Origin of the sequence: Pseudomonas sp. p50(2008) (genome assembly GCF_015351605.1) — a bacterium.
Taxonomy (GTDB): Bacteria; Pseudomonadota; Gammaproteobacteria; order Pseudomonadales; family Pseudomonadaceae; genus Aquipseudomonas.
Map to the genome: position 1 here is coordinate 90189 of NZ_JACMYF010000009.1, position 19425 is coordinate 109613.

20 protein-coding genes and 4 tRNA genes are annotated in these 19425 nt (G+C 57.4%); 12 read left to right on the forward strand and 12 right to left on the reverse strand.

The annotated features are described in order from the left end of the window. Positions 1-20 precede the first annotated feature (20 nt). Positions 21-677: a thiopurine S-methyltransferase gene (locus H7698_RS23900; protein WP_162436349.1), complete on the reverse strand. Its 657-nt coding sequence runs from the start codon at positions 675-677 to the stop codon at positions 21-23. A gap of 102 nt (positions 678-779) precedes the next feature. Here H7698_RS23900 and H7698_RS23905 point away from each other — a divergent pair, with 102 nt between their 5' ends. Continuing rightward, positions 780-1547 carry a DODA-type extradiol aromatic ring-opening family dioxygenase gene (locus H7698_RS23905; RefSeq protein WP_162436350.1) on the forward strand — a complete coding sequence of 256 codons (768 nt, stop codon included), beginning with the start codon at positions 780-782 and terminating at the stop codon, positions 1545-1547. A gap of 33 nt (positions 1548-1580) precedes the next feature. On the opposite strand, the gene H7698_RS23910 is transcribed toward H7698_RS23905, so the two are convergent. Then, the gene (locus tag H7698_RS23910) at positions 1581-2294 is read right to left on the reverse strand and encodes a UTRA domain-containing protein (RefSeq protein WP_162436351.1); all 714 of its coding nucleotides are present in this window, start codon (positions 2292-2294) and stop codon (positions 1581-1583) included. Between the two features lie 348 nt (positions 2295-2642). Here H7698_RS23910 and H7698_RS23915 point away from each other — a divergent pair, with 348 nt between their 5' ends. From H7698_RS23915 to H7698_RS23940, 6 genes are all read left to right on the forward strand, one after another. Further along, positions 2643-3707, forward strand: a complete 1065-nt coding sequence (locus H7698_RS23915; protein ID WP_194692974.1) for an ABC transporter substrate-binding protein — start codon at positions 2643-2645, stop codon at positions 3705-3707. A gap of 131 nt (positions 3708-3838) precedes the next feature. Further along, complete coding sequence (locus H7698_RS23920; protein ID WP_194692975.1) at positions 3839-4645, forward strand: alkaline phosphatase family protein; 807 nt, start codon at positions 3839-3841, stop codon at positions 4643-4645. 5 nt (positions 4646-4650) lie between these two features. Then, positions 4651-5487, forward strand: a complete 837-nt coding sequence (locus H7698_RS23925) for an ABC transporter permease (protein WP_194693143.1) — start codon at positions 4651-4653, stop codon at positions 5485-5487. Beyond that, positions 5474-6274: an ABC transporter permease gene (locus tag H7698_RS23930; RefSeq protein WP_162436354.1), complete on the forward strand. Its 801-nt coding sequence runs from the start codon at positions 5474-5476 to the stop codon at positions 6272-6274. Before H7698_RS23925 ends, H7698_RS23930 begins: the two co-directional genes overlap by 14 nt. Then, positions 6271-7275, forward strand: coding sequence for an ABC transporter ATP-binding protein (locus H7698_RS23935; RefSeq protein ID WP_162436355.1), 1005 nt, complete (start codon positions 6271-6273; stop codon positions 7273-7275). Before H7698_RS23930 ends, H7698_RS23935 begins: the two co-directional genes overlap by 4 nt. Before the next feature lie 34 nt (positions 7276-7309). Next, positions 7310-7963, forward strand: coding sequence for an HAD family hydrolase (locus tag H7698_RS23940; RefSeq protein WP_162436356.1), 654 nt, complete (start codon positions 7310-7312; stop codon positions 7961-7963). A gap of 122 nt (positions 7964-8085) precedes the next feature. Here the strand turns inward: H7698_RS23940 and H7698_RS23945 are convergent, their stop codons facing one another. After that, positions 8086-9048: a zinc-binding dehydrogenase gene (locus tag H7698_RS23945; protein WP_194692976.1), complete on the reverse strand. Its 963-nt coding sequence runs from the start codon at positions 9046-9048 to the stop codon at positions 8086-8088. A 140-nt stretch (positions 9049-9188) separates the two neighbouring features. On the opposite strand from H7698_RS23945, the gene H7698_RS23950 reads away from it, so the two are divergent. Further along, positions 9189-11270, forward strand: coding sequence for a carboxy terminal-processing peptidase (locus H7698_RS23950; RefSeq protein WP_178114274.1), 2082 nt, complete (start codon positions 9189-9191; stop codon positions 11268-11270). A 131-nt stretch (positions 11271-11401) separates the two neighbouring features. Continuing rightward, on the forward strand, positions 11402-13186 hold the full coding sequence (locus H7698_RS23955; RefSeq protein WP_162436359.1) for a bifunctional diguanylate cyclase/phosphodiesterase: 1785 nt from the start codon (positions 11402-11404) through the stop codon (positions 13184-13186). A 7-nt stretch (positions 13187-13193) separates the two neighbouring features. Here the strand turns inward: H7698_RS23955 and H7698_RS23960 are convergent, their stop codons facing one another. The 9 genes from H7698_RS23960 to H7698_RS24000 form a co-directional block, all read right to left on the reverse strand. Next, positions 13194-13613 (reverse strand): tetratricopeptide repeat protein, encoded by a 420-nt coding sequence (locus tag H7698_RS23960; RefSeq protein WP_162436360.1) that lies wholly within the window; start codon positions 13611-13613, stop codon positions 13194-13196. Next, complete coding sequence (locus tag H7698_RS23965; protein ID WP_003223109.1) at positions 13614-13985, reverse strand: hypothetical protein; 372 nt, start codon at positions 13983-13985, stop codon at positions 13614-13616. Continuing rightward, complete coding sequence (locus H7698_RS23970; protein ID WP_162436361.1) at positions 13982-14323, reverse strand: helix-turn-helix domain-containing protein; 342 nt, start codon at positions 14321-14323, stop codon at positions 13982-13984. Before H7698_RS23970 ends, H7698_RS23965 begins: the two co-directional genes overlap by 4 nt. A gap of 114 nt (positions 14324-14437) precedes the next feature. Continuing rightward, positions 14438-14893 (reverse strand): YkvA family protein, encoded by a 456-nt coding sequence (locus H7698_RS23975; RefSeq protein ID WP_162436362.1) that lies wholly within the window; start codon positions 14891-14893, stop codon positions 14438-14440. Positions 14894-15185: 292 nt separating this feature from the next. Beyond that, positions 15186-15902 (reverse strand): FKBP-type peptidyl-prolyl cis-trans isomerase, encoded by a 717-nt coding sequence (locus H7698_RS23980; RefSeq protein WP_162436363.1) that lies wholly within the window; start codon positions 15900-15902, stop codon positions 15186-15188. Between the two features lie 297 nt (positions 15903-16199). After that, a tRNA-Asp gene (locus H7698_RS23985) sits at positions 16200-16276 on the reverse strand. Between the two features lie 18 nt (positions 16277-16294). Further along, positions 16295-16370 (reverse strand) — tRNA-Val (locus H7698_RS23990). Positions 16371-16559: 189 nt separating this feature from the next. Then, positions 16560-16636 (reverse strand) — tRNA-Asp (locus tag H7698_RS23995). Positions 16637-16655: 19 nt separating this feature from the next. Then, positions 16656-16731 (reverse strand) — tRNA-Val (locus H7698_RS24000). 160 nt (positions 16732-16891) lie between these two features. Between H7698_RS24000 and rdgC the strand changes: the two genes are divergently transcribed. The 3 genes from rdgC to sugE all read left to right on the forward strand — a co-directional run bounded on the left by rdgC (position 16892) and on the right by sugE (position 19389). Continuing rightward, positions 16892-17812, forward strand: coding sequence for a recombination-associated protein RdgC (gene rdgC / locus H7698_RS24005; RefSeq protein WP_045061665.1), 921 nt, complete (start codon positions 16892-16894; stop codon positions 17810-17812). A gap of 177 nt (positions 17813-17989) precedes the next feature. Further along, the gene (locus H7698_RS24010; protein ID WP_194692977.1) at positions 17990-18955 is read left to right on the forward strand and encodes a bile acid:sodium symporter family protein; all 966 of its coding nucleotides are present in this window, start codon (positions 17990-17992) and stop codon (positions 18953-18955) included. 119 nt (positions 18956-19074) lie between these two features. After that, positions 19075-19389, forward strand: a complete 315-nt coding sequence (gene sugE / locus H7698_RS24015; protein WP_162436365.1) for a quaternary ammonium compound efflux SMR transporter SugE — start codon at positions 19075-19077, stop codon at positions 19387-19389. Positions 19390-19425: the final 36 nt, after the last annotated feature.

Here is a 19425-nt window from a genome sequence, read left to right on the forward strand (position 1 = left end):
ATAGGTGTGTTGTTCACACCCTAACGGCTGGAAATCCTGTAAACACGTTCTTCAAGCCGCGTAACACCTGCCTCCAGAAACCTCCCGCTCTCGCTCAGTACATCCTGGTCTTCCAGAATTTTCAGCGCCCAGAAATTCCCGAACAATTGCTGCACTTCATCATCCAGCACAGCAAATGGCGGTCCGTCCATTTGTGCCTGATCGTAATCCAGAGAGATCAGCAGGCCCATGGAATCTTTCGGCAAAATCCGGTTCAGGTGCGCAGCGTATTGCTGACGCATCGGCGGCGGCAAGGCAATCAAGGCAGCTCGGTCGTACAGTGCGGTGCAATCGGCAACATCGCCTGCTGTCAGCTCGAAGAAGTCACCACACCACAGCTCTATTGAGCCAGCGCGATAGACTTTGAACGGCCCCTGTTCACTCACGTTCGGGTCGAAATGATGCTCGTCGAAGAAATCCTCTACCGCTTTTTCCGACAGTTCGATACCGAGGACCTCATGACCTTGGTGAGCAAGCCACAACAAATCCAGACTTTTCCCACACAACGGCACCAGCACGCGCGCGCCTTCTTCCACACCCAGTTGTGGCCAGAACCGTTGCAGATAGGGATTAACCTCGGGCAAATGGAAGCCGATCTGATTCGCCTGCCACCGCTTGTGCCAAAAATCCGGCTGCATAAATAATCCTGATTATTCGATCAAAAGACCCTAAAACTTATATTAGATTTAGATCGATGATCTGACTGAAGATGGCCCATCTTAACTCTCAGGAGCTCATCCATGTTCCCCAGCCTCTATATATCCCATGGTTCTCCCATGTTGGCGTTGGAACCAGGCGCTAGCGGCCCGGCCCTGGCGCGGCTTGCCGCTGAGATGCCAAGGCCAAAAGCCATCGTGATTGTATCGGCGCATTGGGAAAGCAACGAGTTGCTGGTGGGTGGCGCTGCTCAGCCTGAGACCTGGCATGACTTCGGCGGCTTCCCCAAGGCCTTGTTCGAAGTGCAATATCCGGCTCCCGGGGATCCGCAACTGGCGCAAGAGGTCGCCCAATTACTGGTGTCCCATGGCCTCCCCGCACGCATCGATGCTGAGCGGCCATTCGACCATGGCGTCTGGGTACCACTGTCGTTGATGTACCCACAGGCGGATATTCCGGTGATCCAGGTCTCGTTACCCACCCGTGGCGGCCCCGCCCTGCAAACCCGAGTCGGTCACGCCCTCTCCAGCCTGCGCGAACACGGCGTGCTGCTGATTGGATCAGGCAGCATTACCCATAACTTGCGTGAGCTGGACTGGCATGCCGGTCCGGACAGTGTCGAGCCGTGGGCCAGGGCTTTTCGTGACTGGATGATCGAGAAGCTCGAGACGAACGATGAAACCGCGCTGCACGACTATCGCCAGCAAGCGCCAAATGCTGCGCGCAACCATCCGAGTGATGAACATTTGTTACCGCTGTTCTTCGCCCGCGGCGCCGGCGGTGACTTCAGCGTGAGCCATAAAGGTTTCACCCTGGGCGCCCTGGGCATGGACATTTATCGCTTCGGGTAAGACTTGAAGGACGCAGCAAGGAGGCTGCCCCATTTAAACCACATCGACGCCGACATGAATCGCGTCATGCCGCCAGAACTCCAGGTCGCAATCGATCAGCCGCCCATGCTGGTCATAGTTGACCCTGGCAATGCGCAAGCCCGGACTGCCCACCGACACCCTTAAGGCAGCCGCCGCATCCACCGACAACGCTGTCGGCACGATCTCGAAGCGTACCCGGCCGTAGTGCAGGTCGTAATGACGCGCGTAGAGCTCAGTAATTGACTGGTTCAGATCGAAATCAAGAATCCCCGGAAAGAACTGCGGGTTCAAATAGTGTTCGACATACAGCACCAGACGCTCATCAATTCGTCGCGCCCGGCAAATCTGAATCACGCTCGACAGTGCCGGCAACTGTAACCAGGCGCAGACCGCCGCAGAGGCCGGCTGCAGCCTTGCAGAAATCACTTCGGTTGACGGCACTCGCCCTTGGGCACTCACCATCGCGTGAAAATGACTGCGCTGCATCAGGTTATAGGCCAGCCGCGGAGGCGAGACGAACCAGCCCCGGCGCTCTTCCCGATAGATCTGGCCTTGAGCCTCCAGCTGCAACAACGCTTCACGCACAGTGATTCGCGTAGTCCCGAACAGCTCACTGAGCTTGCGCTCGGCCGGTAGTTTGCTGCCTTGCGCCAGCAACCCATGATCGAGTTGATCCTGAAGCACCTGGCCGATGGCTGTCACCGCCTTTGTTGTCTCGATGCGCATCAACGTTACCTATCTGGACTAGACCAGCACTGTCTCGGGGCAGAACCACGATCAAATCGGCTCATTATTTTCCTGACAAGCCTAGGCACTGCAGATGACTGGCAGATGACAAAGCCGCCGAACGGTTGGATCAGCGGCGTGCAATATCATGGCCAAGTCCTTTCATATCAGCCCTTTAGCCATGGTCTACGCTTATCTCGCACCCAGAGTATTACCTCGCACCAAAATCAGGCCGCTGGCTCGTCGACATCAAAATGTCATCCAGGACGCCTAGATTGGCTCAGGTATTGCTGACCTAGACCAACATAACCGCAATCGCAGCGTTGAAAACGCCCAAAGGAGCTTCGGATGAAAAAGCTTTTCCTGGCATCACTGTTAGGCTCGACCATTGCCATGTGCACCGCTGCCATGGCAGCTGATGATTTGAAAACCCTGGAAGCCGCAGCGAAAGCGGAAGGTGCGGTCAATAGCGTAGGCATGCCCGACAACTGGGCAAACTGGAAAGGCACTTGGGATGACCTGGCCAAAAACTACGGACTGAAACACATCGACACCGACATGAGCTCGGCGCAGGAAATTGCCAAGTTTGCTGCGGAAAAAGACAACGCCAGCGCGGATATCGGCGACGTCGGTGCTGCCTTCGGCCCTATCGCCGTGAAGCAAGGTGTAGTGCAACCCTACAAGCCAAGTACCTGGGATCAGGTTCCGGATTGGGCCAAGGACAAGGACGGTAACTGGGCATTGGCCTACACCGGCACCATTGCTTTTATCGTCAACAAGAAGCTGCTGCATGGTTCTGAGGCACCGACCAAGTGGGCCGACCTCAAGACGGGCAAATACAAAGTATCCATCGGTGACGTGAGTACCGCTGCCCAGGCTGCCAACGGTGTTCTGGCCGCAGCACTGGCCAACGGTGGTGATGAAAAAAATATCCAGCCTGCCCTGTTGCTGTTCTCGGACATCGCCAAGCAAGGTCGTTTGTCGATGGCCAACCCGACGATTGCCACCATGGAAAAGGGTGAAGTCGAAGTGGGCGTGGTCTGGGATTTCAACGGCTTGAGCTACAAGGCCAAGATGGCCAACCCGGATGACTACATCGTGTTGATTCCGTCGGATGGCTCGGTAATTTCCGGCTACACCACCATCATCAACAAGTACGCCAAGAATCCGAACGCCGCCAAGCTGACCCGCGAATACATCTTCAGCGATGCGGGCCAGATCAACCTGGCCCGCGGCAACGCCCGTCCGATCCGCGCCGAGCACGTGAAACTGCCTGACGACGTCAAAGCCCAGCTGCTGCCAAACGAGCAGTACAAAGGCGTGACACCAATCAAGGACGCGGATGCCTGGGAGAAGACCTCCAAAGGCTTGCCGCAGAAGTGGCAGGAAGAAGTCATTATCAATATGCAGTAATCCTGCATCTGCAGGAGCAAAGCTTGCTCGCGATGCAGCCAACACGGTCTGTTTGATGACCAAAGTGATGCCATCGCGGGCAAGCCTTGCTGCTACAGGTTTTCGACGAAACCACAGGAGCTTCGCCCCCTATGAAGCACAACGTCATCCTTGTCGTGCTTGACGGCCTCAACTATGAAGTCGCACGCCATGCGATGGGGCACCTGCAGGCCTATGTCGGCGCGGGACGCGCAGCGCTCTACAAGCTGGAGTGCGAATTGCCGGCCCTGTCCCGACCACTTTACGAATGCATCCTGACCGGCGTTACCCCGATCGACAGTGGCATCGTCCACAACAACGTTTCGCGCCTGTCCAATCAGCGCAGCATCTATCACTACGCCACCGACGCGGGTCTTAAAACCGCCGCCGCGGCGTATCACTGGGTCAGCGAGCTCTATAACCGCTCGCCCTTCGTGGCCGCACGGGACCGTCACACTGACGACGCCGATCTGCCGATCCAGCACGGTCACTTTTACTGGAGCGATCATTATCCGGATTCGCACCTGTTCGCAGACGCCGAAAACCTGCGCCTGCGTCATGCGCCAAACTTCCTTCTGGTGCACCCCATGAACATTGATGACGCCGGGCACAAACACGGCCTCGACACCCCGCAATACCGAAACAGCGCTCGCTCCGCCGACATCATCCTGGCTGATTACCTGCAAGGCTGGCTCGATGCCGATTACCAGGTGCTGGTGACCGCCGACCACGGCATGAACAACGACCGATCCCACAATGGCCTGCTGCCGCAAGAGCGTGAAGTGCCACTGTTCGTCCTCGGTGATGCCTTCAGTTTGAATGCCGACGCCACGCCTAAACAGACGGACATCTGCGGCACTGTTTGCGAACTGCTCGGCGTAACCCACGACAAACCTGTTTGCCGGGAGCTGTTCAAGTGAACGCCATGACCCGCGGCAAATGGTTGGCAGCGTTGTGCCTTATCCCTTTCGCCTTGTTCTTTATCGTCTTTCAGATCGCCCCGCTGTTCTGGGTGATGATCAACAGCCTGCAGTCGGAAGAGTTCGGTTGGGGCCTGGCCAACTTCACAAAAATCTTCAATTCGAAGTTTTACTTACAAGCGATCCAGTACAGCCTCGAGATCAGTTTCTGGTCCAGCGTATTCGGCATCATCATCGCGGTGCTCGGGGCCTATTCCCTGCGTCGGGTCGATTCGAAACTGCGCAACTTCGTGAATGCCTTTGCCAACATGACCAGCAACTTTGCAGGCGTGCCCCTGGCCTTTGCTTTCATCATCCTGCTCGGTTTCAACGGCAGCTTCACCATCATGCTGAAACAAGCAGGGATCATTCAGGATTTCAACCTGTACTCGAAAACCGGGCTGATCATCCTTTACACCTACTTCCAGATTCCGCTGGGGGTGTTGCTGCTGTACCCGGCGTTTGATGCCCTGCGCGAAGACTGGCGAGAATCCGCCGCGTTGCTCGGCGCCAACGGTTGGCAATTCTGGCGCAACATCGGTTTGCCGGTGCTGACCCCCGCGCTACTCGGCACCTTCGTAATCCTGTTGGCTAACGCGCTCGGCGCCTACGCCACGGTGTATGCACTGACGACCGGCAACTTCAACGTGCTGCCGATCCGCATCGCGGCAATGGTTTCCGGCGACATTTCCCTCGACCCGAACATGGCCAGTGCGTTGGCCGTCGTGCTCGTCGCGTTGATGACCCTGGTGACCATCGTGCATCAGCTGCTGTTGAAGAGGAGCTACCATGTCTCGCGCTGAATTGGGGCCCGTCGGTGTCTATCACCGCGTCGTGGTGTACCTGTTGTTTGCCATTCTGCTGCTGCCGCTGCTCGGAACGCTGATCTACTCGATCGCCAGCAGTTGGTCGGCGACGATTTTACCCAGCGGTTTCACGTTCAAATGGTATGTGCAACTGTGGAGCGACCCACGATTCCTGAATGCGTTCGGGCAGTCGCTGCTGGTGTGCGTCGGGGCGTTGATTCTGTCGGTGGTACTGATTCTGCCGCTGCTGTTCGTGGTGCATTACCACTTCCCGAAGCTCGACGCGCTGATGAACATTCTGATCCTGCTGCCCTTTGCGGTGCCGCCTGTGGTGTCCTCGGTAGGACTGTTGCAGCTCTACGGTTCCGGACCGTTCGCCATGGTCGGTACGCCGTGGATTCTGATTGGCTGTTACTTCACCGTGGCATTGCCTTTCATGTACCGCGCGATCACCAACAACCTGCAAGCGATCAATCTGCGCGACTTGATGGACGCGGCCCAACTGCTGGGCGCCAGCACATGGCAAGCCGCTTTTCTGGTGGTGCTGCCGAATTTGCGTAAAGGGCTGATGGTAGCGCTGCTGCTGTCGTTCTCATTCCTGTTCGGTGAGTTCGTGTTTGCCAACATCCTCGTCGGCACCCGCTATGAAACCCTGCAGGTTTACCTGAACAACATGCGTAACAGCAGCGGCCACTTCACCAGTGCGCTGGTAATTTCCTACTTTTTCTTCGTGCTGGTTCTGACCTGGGCGGCCAACATTTTGAACAGGGACAAAAGCGAATGAGCTATGTGAGCGTCCAACATCTTCAGAAAAGCTACCCATCATTAAAACAAGCCGGCACCCCGGTGTTCAGCGACATCAACTGCGAGATCCACAAAGGTGAATTCGTCACCCTCCTCGGCCCTTCCGGCTGCGGCAAGTCCACGTTGCTGCGCTGCATTGCGGGACTGACCTCGGTCGATGGCGGAAAGATTTTCCTCGATGGTCAGGATCTTGTGCCGTTGAGCCCGCAAAAGCGCGGGATCGGCATGGTATTCCAGAGTTATGCGCTGTTTCCGAACATGACTGTCGAGCAAAACGTGGCGTTCGGTTTGCGCATGCAGAAAGTCAATTCCGATGACAGCCACAAGCGGGTGGCCGAAGTGCTCAAGCTGGTGGAGCTCAACGACTTCGCCGCGCGCTATCCGCATCAGCTGTCCGGCGGACAGTGCCAGCGTGTCGCCCTCGCCCGGTCCCTCGTTACACGGCCACGCCTGTTGTTGCTGGATGAACCGTTATCAGCCCTGGATGCGCGGATCCGCAAACACCTGCGCGAACAGATCCGTCAGATTCAGCGTGAGCTCGGCTTGACCACCATTTTTGTCACACACGATCAGGAAGAAGCACTGACGATGTCTGACCGCATTTTCCTGATGAATCAGGGAAAAATCGTACAAAGCGGCGACGCCGAAACGCTGTATACCGCCCCGGTCGATGCCTTCGCCGCCGGCTTCATCGGCAACTACAACCTGCTGGATGCCGACAATGCTTCGAAGCTGCTGCAACGGCCGGTGACCGGACGCATCGCGATTCGCCCGGAAGCCATCGAGCTGAGCCTCAACGGCGAGCTCGATGCGCAGGTTCGAAGCCATAGCCTGTTGGGTAACGTGATTCGCTACCGGGTTGAAACCCGGGGCGTGGAACTGGTGGTCGATGTGCTGAACCGCTCGGCGGCCGATCTGCATCCCGACGGTCAGCGCCTGGCGCTTTCCATCGATCCGACGGCCCTGTGTGAGGTAGCCTGATGCCTTTGCTGACGTTGAAGAGAGAACTGCACTGATGGCCCTGGCAATTTTTGATCTGGACGAAACCCTGATCCATGGCGACTGCGCCACCCTCTGGAGCGAGCAAATGGGCCGCCTGGGATGGGTCGATCCCGAGTCGTTCATGCGTCAGAACAACGAACTGATGGACGCCTACAGTCACGGAAAATTACGGATGGAGGACTACATGACCTTCAGCCTGGAACCCATGATCGGGCGTACACCTGAAGAGATCGATCATTTGGTCGGGCCGTGGGTGGAAGACTTTATCGAGCCGATCATCTTCAGTGACGCCACCAAAACCATCGCCGCCCATCGCAAGGCTGGCGACCGGATTCTGGTGATCTCGGCCTCGGGCACGCACCTGGTCAGACCGATTGCCGATCGCCTGGGCATCGACGAGATACTTGGCATCGAGCTGGAAGTGGTACACGGGGTGTACAGCGGCCAAACCGTCGGCACCCTGACCTACCGCGAAGGCAAAATCACGCGCTTGCTGGAATGGCTGGATGCAGAGGAGGAAAATCTCGAAGGCGCGAGTTTCTATTCGGACTCACGCAACGATTTGCCGTTGCTGCTGAAGGTAGATTTCCCACACGTTGTGAATCCGGACCCGGTACTGCTCGAACATGCCGAGAAGGCTGGCTGGCCAATCCATAACTGGAAGTAACCGAGATCCCCTGTGGGAGCGTGGCCTGCCCGCGATGAACGATAACGCGGTTTGCCTGACACACCGCGCCGCCTGAATCGCGGGCAAGCCACGCTCCCACAAGGATTGCGCCGGACCAGGCTTCACGCCAGACTTTCGTCGATGACCAACACCAGCTTCCCCGCCACCTTATTGGTCGCCAATTCGGCAAACGCCGCTTCGGCATCCCTGATCTTGAACGTCTTCGCCAGCTGCGGGCTCAACCGACCTTCGGCGAATAGCGGCCAGACATGCTGGCTGAGATCACTGAACAGATCAGCCTTGAACTGATCGTTCCGGACACGCAAGGTCGAACCCAGTAATTGCACGCGCTTGGCCAGCACCTGCGCCAGATCAAGCTTCGCCTCGCGGCCACCCATCAAGCCGATCAGCACCCAACGACCATCCCGGGCCAGCAGCTTGAGGTTCAGCGCGGCATAGTTGCCCCCGACCGGATCAAGAATCACGTCGAACGGCCCCAGGTCATTCAAGCTGTCCAGTTCCCCCGTGCGTACGACGCCGCCCTGCGCACCCAGCGCTTCGCAGTAAGCCAAACGCTCTGCAGAACCGACGCTGACCCAACACGGATTACCAAACGCCTTGCAAAGCTGAATAGCGGCTGAACCGATTCCACTTGCGCCGGCATGCAGCAGAACTTTCTCACCGGGTTTTAGCCCGGCCAGCTGAAACAAATTCAGCCAAACGGTCGCATAGACTTCGGGCAACGCTGCGGCTTCGACCAGGGACAGACCTTCAGGAACCGGCAGCACATGCCGTCCGTCGACTACCACCTCCTCTGCCATGCCACCCCCGGCCAGCAAGGCGCAAACGCGATCTCCCACCTGCCAGGACGAGCCCGGGCCCACCTCGCTGATCACTCCGGAACACTCCAGACCCAGCACCTGACTGGCTCCCGGTGGTGGCGGATACAGACCCGCCCTCTGCAACAAATCGGCGCGATTGAGGCCCGCTGCCGCCACTCGGATGCGAACTTGTCCTACATCACACGTAGGACTCGGCTCATGCGCCCACTCCACTTGACCTTCAACGCCTTGCAATGCTTTCACAGTGCCTCCATAGTGAGTCTGGACTGAGCCCGTAGCTGTAGCGTCGGGCTTTCTTGCATTATGTGACCGGCCCTTTGTGGAACCGGCGACTTCAAAGACGGCCTAATATGCGTGATCAATTGTCCCCGCGTCGAATCAGCATGAAGCATCTGTTCCCCAGCACCGCCCTAGCCCTATTTATCGGGATCGGCTTGATGCCGATGTCGAGCAATACATTCGCAGCCAACAGCTGGGACAAGCTTCAGCCAGATCGTGACGAAGTGATCGCGAGCCTGAACGTTGTCGAATTGCTCAAGCGCCATCACTACAGCAAGCCGCCGCTCGATGACGCGCGCTCGGTGATTATCTACGACAGCTACCTCAAGCTGCTGGATCCGTCGCGCAGCTACTTCATGGCCAGCGACATCGCCGAATTCGACAAGTGGAAAACACAATTCGACGACTTCCTGAAAAGCGGCGACCTCAACGCCGGGTTCACCATCTACAAGCGCTACCTGGACCGCGTCAAATCGCGTCTGGACTTCGCCCTTGCCGAGTTGAACAAGGGCGTCGACAAGATCGACTTCAATACCAAGGAAACCTTGCTGATCGATCGCAAGGATGCGCCTTGGCTCAAATCCACCGCAGAGCTCGACGACCTGTGGCGCAAACGCGTCAAGGACGAAGTATTGCGGCAGAAGATCGCGGGCAAGGACTCCAAGCAGATTCAGGAGACCCTGACCAAGCGCTACAAGAATCAACTGGCGCGACTTGACCAGACCCGCGCGGAAGACATCTTCCAGGCGTACATCAATACCTTCGCCATGTCCTACGACCCGCACACCAACTATCTGTCGCCAGATAATGCGGAGAACTTCGATATCAACATGAGTCTGTCCCTTGAGGGCATCGGCGCCGTGTTGCAGAGCGACAACGACCAGGTGAAAGTCGTGCGTCTGGTGCCAGCAGGCCCTGCCGACAAAACCAAAATGGTCGCGCCGGCCGACAAGATCATCGGCGTTGCCCAAGGCAACAAAGAGATAGTTGACGTGGTTGGCTGGCGTCTGGATGAAGTGGTCAAGCTGATCCGCGGTCCGAAGGGCACTATCGTGCGCCTGGAAGTGATCCCGGCCAGCAATGCGCCAAACGACCAGACCAGCAAGATTGTCCCGATTACTCGCGAAGCGGTGAAGCTTGAAGACCAGGCGGTCAAGAAGTCGGTCCTCAACCTCAAGCAGGATGGCAAGGACTACAAGCTCGGCGTCATCGAGATCCCGGCCTTCTATCTGGACTTCAAGGCCTTCCGTGCCGGCGATCCTGACTACAAGAGCACCACTCGCGACGTCAAGAAGCTGCTGACCGAGTTGCAGAAAGAGAAGGTCGACGGCGTGGTCATCGACTTGCGCAACAACGGCGGCGGTTCCCTGCAGGAAGCCACCGAGCTGACGAGTCTGTTTATCGACAAAGGTCCGACCGTTCTCGTGCGTAACGCCGATGGCCGGGTCGATGTGCTGGAAGATGAAAACCCGGGCGCGTTCTACAAAGGCCCGATGGCGCTGTTGGTCAACCGTTTGTCTGCTTCGGCTTCGGAGATTTTTGCCGGCGCCATGCAGGACTACCATCGCGCGCTGATCATTGGCGGCCAGACGTTCGGCAAAGGCACGGTACAGACCATTCAGCCTCTGAATCACGGCGAGTTGAAATTGACCCTGGCCAAGTTCTATCGGGTTTCCGGCCAGAGCACCCAGCATCAGGGCGTACTGCCGGACATCGATTACCCGTCGATCATCGACACCAAGGAAATCGGCGAAAGCGCGCTGCCTGAAGCCATGCCATGGGACACCATCAAGGCCGCCATCAAGCCTGCGGTTGACCCCTTCAAACCTTACATTACGCAGCTCAAGTCCGAGCATGACGTGCGTACGGCCAAGGATGCTGAATTTGTCTTCATCCGCGACAAGCTGGCTCTGGCCCAGAAGCTGATGGAAGAAAAAACCGTCAGCCTGAACGAAGCCGAGCGTCGTGCGCAACATGCGGACATCGAAGCCAAACAGCTGGTGATGGAAAATATCCGTCGCAAGGCCAAAGGCGAAGAACCGCTCAAAGAGCTGAAGAAAGAAGACGAAGACGCCATTGCGGCTGAGCCGGACAAGACCAAACCGGAAGACGACGCTTACCTGAGCGAGACCGGTCGTATTCTTTTGGACTACCTGAAGCTCAACACGGCGGTGGCCAAGCACTAAGATGATGGCAATTTAACGGCGACGCTCTACGGAGCGTCATCAAACAGTCATCATTCTGTCGTGAAATAAAGGACCGGGCGGGCTCTATACCAAGAGCCCGCCCGGTCCTTTTTTTATCGCCAGAGATTGCCATGACCACGACAGAACAGCTGACCGCACTGAGCTCAATACTGACTCAAGGCGGGTTACACAGCCTGTTCCAGCCGATCATCTCGCTCTCGGAACGACGCATCATCGGCTACGAAGCCCTCAGCCGTGGCCCCTCTAACAGTCCGCTGCACTCCCCGATCGCACTGTTCGCCGTTGCCCGCCAGGCCGCTCGCCTGAGTGAACTGGAAATGGCCTGCCGCAAAAGTGCTTGCCGTCGTTTCAACGAACAGCAACTGCCCGGCAAACTATTCCTGAACGTCTCGCCGGAATCCTTGCTCGAAGCCGCCCACCAGCCCGGACGGACGTTACAGCTGCTGGAGGATTTCGGGATTGCCCCCAGCCAGGTAGTGATTGAACTCACCGAACAAACCCCGACCGATGATTTTCAGCTTCTGCAAACCGCGCTCCATCACTACCGTGCAATGGGGTTTTCCATTGCGCTGGACGATTTGGGAGCGGGTTATTCGAGCTTGCGGCTCTGGTCGGAATTGCGACCGGATTACGTGAAGATCGACCGACATTTCATCGATGGTATCCATCAGGATGCGCTCAAACGTGAGTTCGTCGGTTCGATCCTGCAAATCGCCAAGGCCTCACGTGCCCAGGTCATTGCCGAAGGGATTGAGCTACCGGAAGAGCTGGCGGTGCTCACCGAAATGGGCGTTGATCTGGTGCAGGGGTATTTGCTCTGCCGTCCTCAAGAACATCCCCCACGGGAAGCCCGAAATCTGATGCCCAGGCACGACAGCAATGCATTGGTGCTGAGTGAAGAAGGCAGTGACCTGAGCGCCCTGCTCAATGATCAGGCGGCCGTGCCCCGGGAAACGCCGACCGCTACCGTACTGGAAGCGTTTCGTCGCCAGGCCAACCTGAACTCCCTGGCGGTGCTGGACGAGCGAGGCCAGCCTTGCGGCATCGTCCATCGGCATTCGCTGTCGGACGTGCTCCTCAAGCCATTCGCCACCGATCTTTTTGCCCGCAAGCCGATCAGCCGCTTGATGAGTGACGATTTTCTCGCGGTCGAGATGAGCCAATCCTTGCAGCAGGTCAGTCGCCTCATCACCAGCCGTGCGCGGCAGCGAATCGAGGAGGACTTCATCATCACCCTCAACGGCGAATACCTGGGACTGGGACGGGTGATCGATGTGCTCAAGCTGATTACCGAACTGAAGATCCAGCAGGCCCGCTACGCCAATCCTCTTACACTGTTACCGGGGAACGTGCCGATCCAGCAATGCCTGACGCGCCTGCTGCAACAGAAACGGGAATCGGTGATCTGCTACGTCGATATCGACAGCTTCAAACCGTTCAACGACATTTACGGCTACGGGCGTGGCGACGAAGTACTGCTGTGCCTGGCGCAATGTCTGAATGATCGCGTCGACCCATCCCGCGACTTTGTCGGGCATATCGGCGGTGACGACTTCCTGCTGGTGCTCGGGCCGGAGGACTGGCGCAAGCGTTTGAACCAGTTGCTGGACGATTTCCAGAGTCAGTGCCGGCGCTTTTACCGTAGCGAGCACCTGGAAGCCGGTTGTTTCATCGGCCCGAACCGTCAGGGTTTACGCCAGGAGTTCGCATTGCTGTCACTGTCGATTGGCGTGGTGCATTTGTACCCAGAGGCTTGCGAGCAACTCGATGCCAGCCAGTTGGCCGAGATGGCATCGCAAGCCAAGCATCACGCGAAAAATGTGCCGGGGTATAGCTTGCATGTGATTGATAGCCTGGCGGTGCCGGTTGAGGATGCGCGCGTAGGCCAGCGATGAGTTCAGCTCAGATCGAGGGTGGAACCCCGGAGTCGCGGGACGCCAGCTCTTTTAGCTTCATCTCTGCCAACGGATGCCCCGCCTTTGCCGCCAGGTTCCACCATCGTGCCGCCTCGACTGGATCTGGCGCCTTGCCCAGCGTTCCGGCCAGACTGATCACACCCACCTGATACGCCGCCTTGCCATCGCCCGCCAACGCTGCCAGGCGCAACAATCTCACACCTTCTTCACGAGCCCCAAGGCCCACACCACGGAACGTCAGAATGTGGCCATAGAAGCTCTGAGCGCCAACGTCGCCGAGATTGGCCATGCGCGCAAACTGGCCTTCAAGCCAGCTCCAGCCTCGAGGTTGGCGAACAAACCATGACCAGTGAAACAACCGACGGGCCAGCCAATATCCGGCCCGCGCCTTGAGTTTTAAGAACACTCAGGCTTCCGCCGATTCGGGGTATTCGTATTCGAACACACGAACCACTTCCGACGCGTGCCAAGACGCAGCGGCGACACCATCGGACGGTCCGGAAAAACGTCCCAGTCGTTCCACACATTCGAAAAAACCGGTACGGGGCAGGCGGCTGGCGCCCTGGCTGATTACCAGCGAACTGCGCAAAGGCTGTTCGGCCTTGGCGTCCAGCGCGGCCAGATGCTCGAGAGCAGCCGTCAGGGTTTGCATGGCCGGCGTGGGTAGCTGCAATCGCTCCAGCAACGCGCGGTAAGTCAGCAGATGTCGCTGTCGGCGTGCCTGATCCAGTTCACCCAACAATCCGTCCCAATGTTGACGACTGATGCGTACGCTCACGATTCATCCCTCCAACCTGGCACCGTCAATTCCCAGGCCAGGCTTCGGCGAATCGCCGCGTCGGGTAGACGCTCGCCACTTTCGATCAAGGCCAGATAAGACGGACTGATGCCTACCGTGCGGGCCAGCGCCTCAATAGCGATGCCCTTTCCTTCGCGCAAACTGCGTAGTTGATCCAGACCGGGAAGAATCTGGTCTGGCGTTGTCGCGGGACGCTCCGGAGCGACTCGCTTTGGTTGTTGATCAATGCCTGCTGCTTTCAATAAAGCCTGATACTGAGCCCATGGTACAACCGCATACTCGGGCTCGCCTTCGCGTGTGATTATCTGAATATCCATGACTTCCCCGTAGGACAACGACACTTAGCGAGTCGGCACTTTTCCCTAGAAGTGTAATCCTAACAGCGGCTAAGGTCGCGGGGGGTTTGAATATAAGGATGAACTTGAATCGGCTCAGGTTTTCTTCGGACCTTGCAGTTGAAGTTGTTCAGGGTTATCCGGAAGCCGCTCGACTACAGCAAGTTTCTCTGGCAATTGACGCTTGCGCCACGCGCGGAAGGCATTGAGCTCGTCATCGAGGACTTTCATTAACCAGGCCAGCACAGCAATGTCATCGAGCATGCCGAAAACCGGTATGAAATCGGGAATCGCATCCACCGGACTGAGGAAATACATCAACCCCGCCACCACCGAAATCAATGCTTTCGGGCTGATGGCACGGTACTCCCCGCGCCAGTAGGCCAGACAGAGTGCCTGCAACAGGCGGAGATCGTCTTTGAGCTTGCCGAGCCGGTTGCCTTGGCTCGCGCCTTTACTGGCGACAGCGAACAACAAGGTCGGCAAACGCCCTCGTGCGAGCAAACGCCCGGCCAGTGGCAGGAAACGAGCAAAATTCCAGGGTGCTTTCATCATTCCTCCCGCTGAAATGTTATCCACACAAATTGTGGATAACCTTGTGAACAGAGCTGCATTTCACGGCTGAGAGCCCCGTTTTATAAGGGCTGAACTCAGATCGGGCGTTTTTTACTCACATAAAAAAACCCAATATTTCATTGACTTGGCGAGTTCGCGCGGCTAGCGCGTACGCCCTTACAGCCTATGACTTCAGCCTACAGCATCCGTTCGCTTTGTTTACCCTTGCCAAATGCCAGATGCAACAACGCCCCGCATGAGCGAGGCGTTGTTTCAAGGCAGACGCAAATTACTTGGCAGCGTCTTCTTGCTTGGCTGGATCCTTGATCGCCAGCAGTTCCAGGTCGAATACCAGCACCGAATTGGCTGGAATCGCCGGGCTTGGGCTTTGCGCGCCGTATGCCAGTTCGCTAGGGATGTACAGTTTGTACTTCTCGCCAACATGCATCAGCTGCAGACCTTCAACCCAGCCTGGAATCACACCGCTAACCGGCAGATCGATCGGGCTGCCACGCTCGACGGAGCTGTCGAAAACGGTGCCGTTAGTCAGGGTACCAGTGTAGTGAACGGTCACTACGTCGGTCGGCTTAGGCTGTGCGCCATCGGCCTTCTTGACCACTTCGTACTGCAGACCCGAAGCGGTGGTGGTTACGCCGGCTTTCTTGGCGTTGTCTTCGAGGAATTTCTTGCCAGCGGCTGCCGACTCTTCGCTCATCTTGGCCATGCGCTCTTCAGCACGCTTTTGCAGTGCGGCAAAAGCTTCGACCAGTTCGTCATCCTTCAGCTTTTGCTCTTTCTTGCCGACGGCATCTTCGATGCCTTGAGCTACGGCTTTGGAATCCAGATCATCCATGCCTTCCTGAGCCAGGCTTTTGCCCATGTTCAGGCCAATCCCGTAGGAAGCTTTTTGCGCCGGGGTTTTCAGCTCTACGCTGGTTTGCGAGTCACAACCCGCAAGTACCAGGCTAACCAGGGCCACCGCCGCCGCCAACCGATGCTGTTTCATGCTATTTCCTTGTTCATGCGCCTAAAGGGCAATCGAGTAAAGCCGCGAGCTTATCAGGCGGCCACGACCAATGGCTACCGGCATGAGAGCAGGAAACATCTGATAAGTTCAGGTGTTTTAACGCATTTCGGGATTCTGAGGATGAAGCTTCTGTCATCTGCTTCCGATAGAAGCGGATCACACACGCTGAGGTATTAAAGTTGGCGGTTGAAATGCCAAATTCCGGACGAAAAAAAGCCCGCTTTAAGCGGGCTTTTCCGTGGTGACCTGGCGTTCAGCGTTCCAGGTTACCGAATATGGCGCAGCGGACGGGACTCGAACCCGCGACCCCCGGCGTGACAGGCCGGTATTCTAACCGACTGAACTACCGCTGCGCGTAACAGTGAAAGTAATGGTGGGTGATGACGGGATCGAACCGCCGACATTCTGCTTGTAAGGCAGACGCTCTCCCAGCTGAGCTAATCACCCTTCACCTTCGTTGCGGGGCGCATTATGCCACAGATTTTCATAACGTGTTGATTTAATTGAAATATTTTTCAAATAAAATCTGAAAACCTGAAACTTCACACACCCTGCAGGAACTACGGACAGAAAAAAACCCGCGTAAGCGGGCTTTTCCGTGGTGACCTGGCGTTCAGCGTTCCAGGTTACCGAATATGGCGCAGCGGACGGGACTCGAACCCGCGACCCCCGGCGTGACAGGCCGGTATTCTAACCGACTGAACTACCGCTGCGCGTAACACTGAATGCGAATGGTGGGTGATGACGGGATCGAACCGCCGACATTCTGCTTGTAAGGCAGACGCTCTCCCAGCTGAGCTAATCACCCTTCACGTTCGGTGTGGCGCGCATTCTACGGAGCGACCCAACCTCTGGCAAGCACTTTTTTAAATAATTTTTGCAGGCCTTCCAAAGGCTTAGGGAAGGGTTGGCCTATGGCGCCGCGAAGAGAATAATGCCCCCCTTTGTATAAAGGAGAGACTCACACCATGTGGTTCAAAAACCTGCTTATCTATCGCCTGACCCAAGATCTGCCTTTTGATGCCGAGGCGTTGGAAACTGCACTGGCCACTAAACAGGCGCGTCCATGTGCAAGCCAGGAGTTGACCACCTACGGTTTCGTCGCGCCGTTCGGCAAGGGCGAAGATGCCCCTCTGGTTCACGTCAGTGGAGACTTCCTGCTGATCTCGGCTCGCAAGGAAGAACGCATTCTTCCGGGCAGCGTCGTTCGTGACGCGGTGAAGGAAAAAGTCGAAGAGATCGAAGCCGAGCAAATGCGCAAGGTCTATAAGAAGGAACGCGATCAGATCAAGGATGAAATCATCCAGGCCTTCCTGCCGCGCGCCTTTATCCGTCGCTCGTCGACCTTCGCGGCCATCGCACCGAAACAGGGTCTGATCCTGGTGAATTCGGCCAGCCCGAAACGCGCCGAAGACCTGCTGTCCACCCTGCGTGAAGTGATCGGCACACTGCCAGTGCGTCCGCTGACCGTTAAAATGTCGCCGACCGCGACCATGACCGAATGGGTCACCACCCAGAAAGCTGCGGACGATTTCTTCGTCCTGGACGAATGCGAGCTGCGTGATACCCACGAAGATGGCGGCATCGTGCGCTGCAAGCGTCAGGACCTGACCAGCGAAGAAATCCAGCTCCACCTGAGCACCGGTAAAGTAGTCACTCAGCTGTCGCTGGCATGGCAAGACAAACTGTCTTTCGTCCTTGACGACAAGATGGTGGTCAAGCGCCTGAAGTTCGAAGACCTGCTGCAGGATCAGGCGGAACAGGACGGTGGCGAAGAAGCCCTCGGCCAACTGGACGCCAGTTTCACCCTGATGATGCTGACCTTCGGTGATTTCCTTCCAGCGCTGGTGGAAGCGCTGGGTGGGGAAGAGACTCCGCAGGGCATCTAATCCCTGCCGGGCGCCGACCCTGATGGGCGGCGCCAATCAGCCAATAAAGAGATCGCCGCCTTCGGCAGCCCCTGCAGTGTGGAATTCATTCCCCGCAGGAGCCACCGAAGGCTGCGATCTTTTTGTAGTCAACGTATGCTTAGGTCCCTAACGCTTTCATACAATAAGGATCAGGCCATGCGTGCACTGGCTGCATTGAGCCGCTTTGTCGGCAACACCTTCGCCTACTGGGTTTTGATTTTCGCCGTCGTGGCGTTCCTGCAACCGGCGTGGTTCATCGGCCTCAAGGGCGCCATCGTGCCACTGCTGGGCCTGGTGATGTTCGGCATGGGGCTGACGCTCAAGCTGGAAGATTTTGCGGAAGTCGCACGCCATCCCTGGCGTGTAGCGTTGGGCGTCCTCGCCCATTTCGTGATCATGCCCGGTGTGGCGTGGTTGCTCTGCCAGGCGTTCCACTTACCCCCGGAAATTGCCGTCGGCGTGATCCTGGTCGGTTGCTGCCCAAGCGGCACCTCGTCGAACGTGATGACCTGGCTCGCGCGTGGCGACCTGGCGCTGTCAGTCGCCATCGCGGCTGTCACCACCCTTCTCGCTCCGCTGCTGACACCCGCACTGATCTGGCTGTTGGCTTCGGCCTGGTTGCCGGTGTCTTTCATGGAGCTGTTCTGGTCGATCCTGCAAGTGGTGCTGTTACCGATCGTGCTTGGGGTAGCGGCCCAACGCGTGCTCGGTCACCGGGTGCGCCACGCCGTGGAAGTGCTGCCTTTGATCTCCGTGGTGAGCATCGTGATCATAGTTACGGCAGTGGTGGCGGCCAGTCAGGCAAAAATCGCCGAATCGGGCCTGTTGATCATGGCCGTCGTCATGTTGCACAACAGCTTTGGCTATCTGCTGGGCTATTTCACTGGCCGCCTGTTCAAGCTGCCATTGGCCCAGCGTAAATCGCTGGCACTGGAAGTGGGTATGCAAAACTCAGGTCTGGGTGCGGCGCTGGCCAGTGCGCACTTCTCGCCTCTGGCGGCGGTGCCGAGCGCCTTGTTCAGCGTGTGGCACAACATCTCCGGGGCACTGCTCTCGACCTGGTTCCGCCGAATGAGTGAAAAAGAAGACCGGGAAACAGCCACTCAGCAGGCAATCGACTGATCTGAAAACTTGATCCCCGGGTTAATGATGGGCACTCTATGGCGCAACGCGAGGACGACCTCGCGGCTCGATCGAGTCATTAATCTGGGGACGACCCCGTCAATCGATGGAGGTCTTCAATGTCCTGGATCATTCTGTTTTTCGCCGGTCTGTTCGAAGTCGGCTGGGCTGTTGGCCTGAAATACACCGATGGCTTCAGTCGCCCTCTCCCCACCGCTCTCACCATTACCGCGATGGCCATCAGCCTGGGCCTGCTGGGCCTGGCCATGAAGGAATTGCCGCTGGGCACCGCCTACGCCATCTGGACAGGCGTGGGTGCGGTCGGAACCGTCATCGCCGGGATCATTCTGTTTGGTGAGTCCATGGCGCTATTCAGACTCGCCAGTGTCGCACTGATCATTGCCGGCCTCGTTGGCCTCAAGATCAGCGCCTGAATTCGCTGCCGGAACCAAAAAAGCCCGCCCTCCCTG